Here is a 2,952-nt window from a genome sequence, read left to right on the forward strand (position 1 = left end):
CCACGCTTCCACCCATGACCTATCTACCTCATCGTCTCTGAGGGGTCTTTCTTGATTGCTCAAAGGGAAATCTCATCTCGGAGGGGGCTTCATGCTTAGATGCTTTCAGCACTTATCCCGTCCGCACGTAGCTACCCAGCGATGCTCCTGGCGGAACAACTGGTACACCAGCGGTGCGTCCATCCCGGTCCTCTCGTACTAAGGACAGCTCTCCTCAAATTTCCTGCGCCCACGACGGATAGGGACCGAACTGTCTCACGACGTTCTGAACCCAGCTCGCGTACCGCTTTAATGGGCGAACAGCCCAACCCTTGGGACCTACTCCAGCCCCAGGATGCGATGAGCCGACATCGAGGTGCCAAACCTCCCCGTCGATGTGGACTCTTGGGGGAGATCAGCCTGTTATCCCCAGGGTAGCTTTTATCCGTTGAGCGATGGCCCTTCCATGCGGAACCACCGGATCACTAAGCCCGACTTTCGTCCCTGCTCGACTTGTAGGTCTCGCAGTCAAGCTCCCTTCTGCCTTTGCACTCTTCGAATGATTTCCAACCATTCTGAGGGAACCTTTGGGCGCCTCCGTTACTGTTTAGGAGGCGACCGCCCCAGTCAAACTACCCGCCTGACACGGTCCTCCAGCCGGATCACGGCTGCGAGTTAGAGACTCTATACGCAAAGGGTGGTATCCCAAGGGTGTCTCCACCGAAGCTGGCGCTCCGGCTTCACAAACTCCCACCTATCCTGTACATCGCGTACAAAGCCTCAATATCAGGCTGTAGTAAAGCTCCATGGGGTCTTTCCGTCCTGTCGCGGGTAACCTGCATCTTCACAGGTACTATGATTTCACCGGGTCTCTCGTTGAGACAGTGCCCAAATCGTTACGCCTTTCGTGCGGGTCGGAACTTACCCGACAAGGAATTTCGCTACCTTAGGACCGTTATAGTTACGGCCGCCGTTTACTGGGGCTTCGGTTCAGTGCTTCTCTTGCGATGACACATCCCCTTAACCTTCCAGCACCGGGCAGGCGTCAGCCCCTATACTTCATCTTGCGATTTAGCAGAGACCTGTGTTTTTGCTAAACAGTCGTTTGGGCCTATTCACTGCGGCTTATGTTGCCATAAGCGTCCCTTCTCCCGAAGTTACGGGACCATTTTGCCGAGTTCCTTAACGAGAGTTATCCCGCGCGTCTTAGAATTCTCATCTCGCCTACCTGTGTCGGTTTGCGGTACTGGCGCCGACCTCCTCACTAGAGGCTTTTCTTGGCAGCGTGAAATCCGGTGCTTCGCCCTACGGGCTCCACGTCACAGCTCAACCTTGTGCCGGGCGGATTTGCCAACCCGACGGCCTCGCTGCTTGTCCGTGCACTTCCAGTCGCACGGTCACCTTATCCTTCTGCGTCCCCCCATCGTTCAAACGGTGGTACGGCGGTACAGGAATATCGACCTGTTGTCCATCGCCTACGCCTTTCGGCCTCGGCTTAGGTCCAGACTAACCCTGAGCGGACGAGCCTTCCTCAGGAAACCTTAGGCTTTCGACGGAGGGGATTCTCACCCCTCTTTTCGCTACTCACACCGGCATTCTCACTTCCAAGCGCTCCACGGCTCCTCACGATACCGCTTCACTGCTGCTTGGAACGCTCTCCTACCATCCCTTACGGGATCCATAGCTTCGGTGGTATGTTTAGCCCCGTTACATTTTCGGCGCGGCGCCACTCGACTAGTGAGCTATTACGCACTCTTTGAATGGTGGCTGCTTCTAAGCCAACATCCTAGTTGTCTGTGCAGCGCCACATCCTTTTCCACTTAACATACACTTGGGGACCTTAGCTGATGGTCTGGGCTGTTTCCCTCTCGACTACGGATCTTATCACTCGCAGTCTGACTCCCGAGTACAAGTTGCTGGCATTCGGAGTTTGACTGAATTCGGTAACCCTGTGGGGGCCCCTAGTCCAATCAGTGCTCTACCTCCAGAACTCTTCACCTCGAGGCTAGCCCTAAAGCTATTTCGGAGAGAACCAGCTATCTCCAGGTTCGATTGGCATTTCACCGCTACCCACACCTCATCCCCGCACTTTTCAACGTGCGTGGGTTCGGACCTCCAGTCAGTGTTACCTGACCTTCATCCTGGACATGGGTAGATCACCTGGTTTCGGGTCTACGACGACGGACTGATGCGCCCTGTTCAGACTCGCTTTCGCTGCGGCTCCGCCTCATCGGCTTAACCTCGCCCGCCATCGTAACTCGCCGGTTCATTCTACAAAAGGCACGCCATCACCCGTGAACGGGCTCTGACTACTTGTAGGCATACGGTTTCAGGATCTGTTTCACTCCCCTTCCGGGGTGCTTTTCACCTTTCCCTCACGGTACTGGTTCACTATCGGTCACTAGGAAGTATTTAGCCTTGGGAGATGGTCCTCCCGGATTCCGACGGGGTTTCACGTGTCCCGCCGTACTCAGGATCCACTCTGGAGGGGATGGGGTTTCGGCTACAGGGCCGTCACCTTCTCTGGCCGACCTTTCCAGGTCGTTCACCTACCCTATCCCTTTGTAACTCCGTGTAGAGTGTCCTACAACCCCAGGAAGCATGCTTCCTGGTTTGGGCTGTTCCCGTTTCGCTCGCCGCTACTCAGGGAATCGAATTTTCTTTCTCTTCCTCCGGGTACTTAGATGTTTCAGTTCCCCGGGTATGCCTCACGCCACGCTATGTATTCACGTGGGTGTCCCGCCAGTCTCCCGGCGGTGGGTTCCCCCATTCGGAGATCTCTGGATCGATGTGTACTTACCACTCCCCAGAGCATTTCGCTGTTCGTCGCGTCCTTCATCGGCTCCTAGTGCCAAGGCATCCACCGTACGCCCTTTCTACCTTGATCTAGCGTCTAAGACACACGGTCCATTGCGGACCATATGTGAAATTGGTTTTTGATGTCTTGATGAATCTTCAGTTTTCAAGGAACAA

The 2,952-nt window shown here is 55.1% G+C and carries 1 rRNA gene; it reads right to left on the reverse strand.

From position 1 onward, the window contains the following. Positions 1-2,866 (reverse strand): 23S ribosomal RNA (locus tag KNO92_RS14590); the annotation flags it as partial. Between the last annotated feature and the right edge of the window lie 86 nt (positions 2,867-2,952).

The sequence above is a fragment of the Exiguobacterium sp. s129 genome (assembly GCF_018617585.1).
Taxonomy (GTDB): domain Bacteria; phylum Bacillota; class Bacilli; order Exiguobacteriales; family Exiguobacteriaceae; genus Exiguobacterium; species Exiguobacterium aestuarii_A.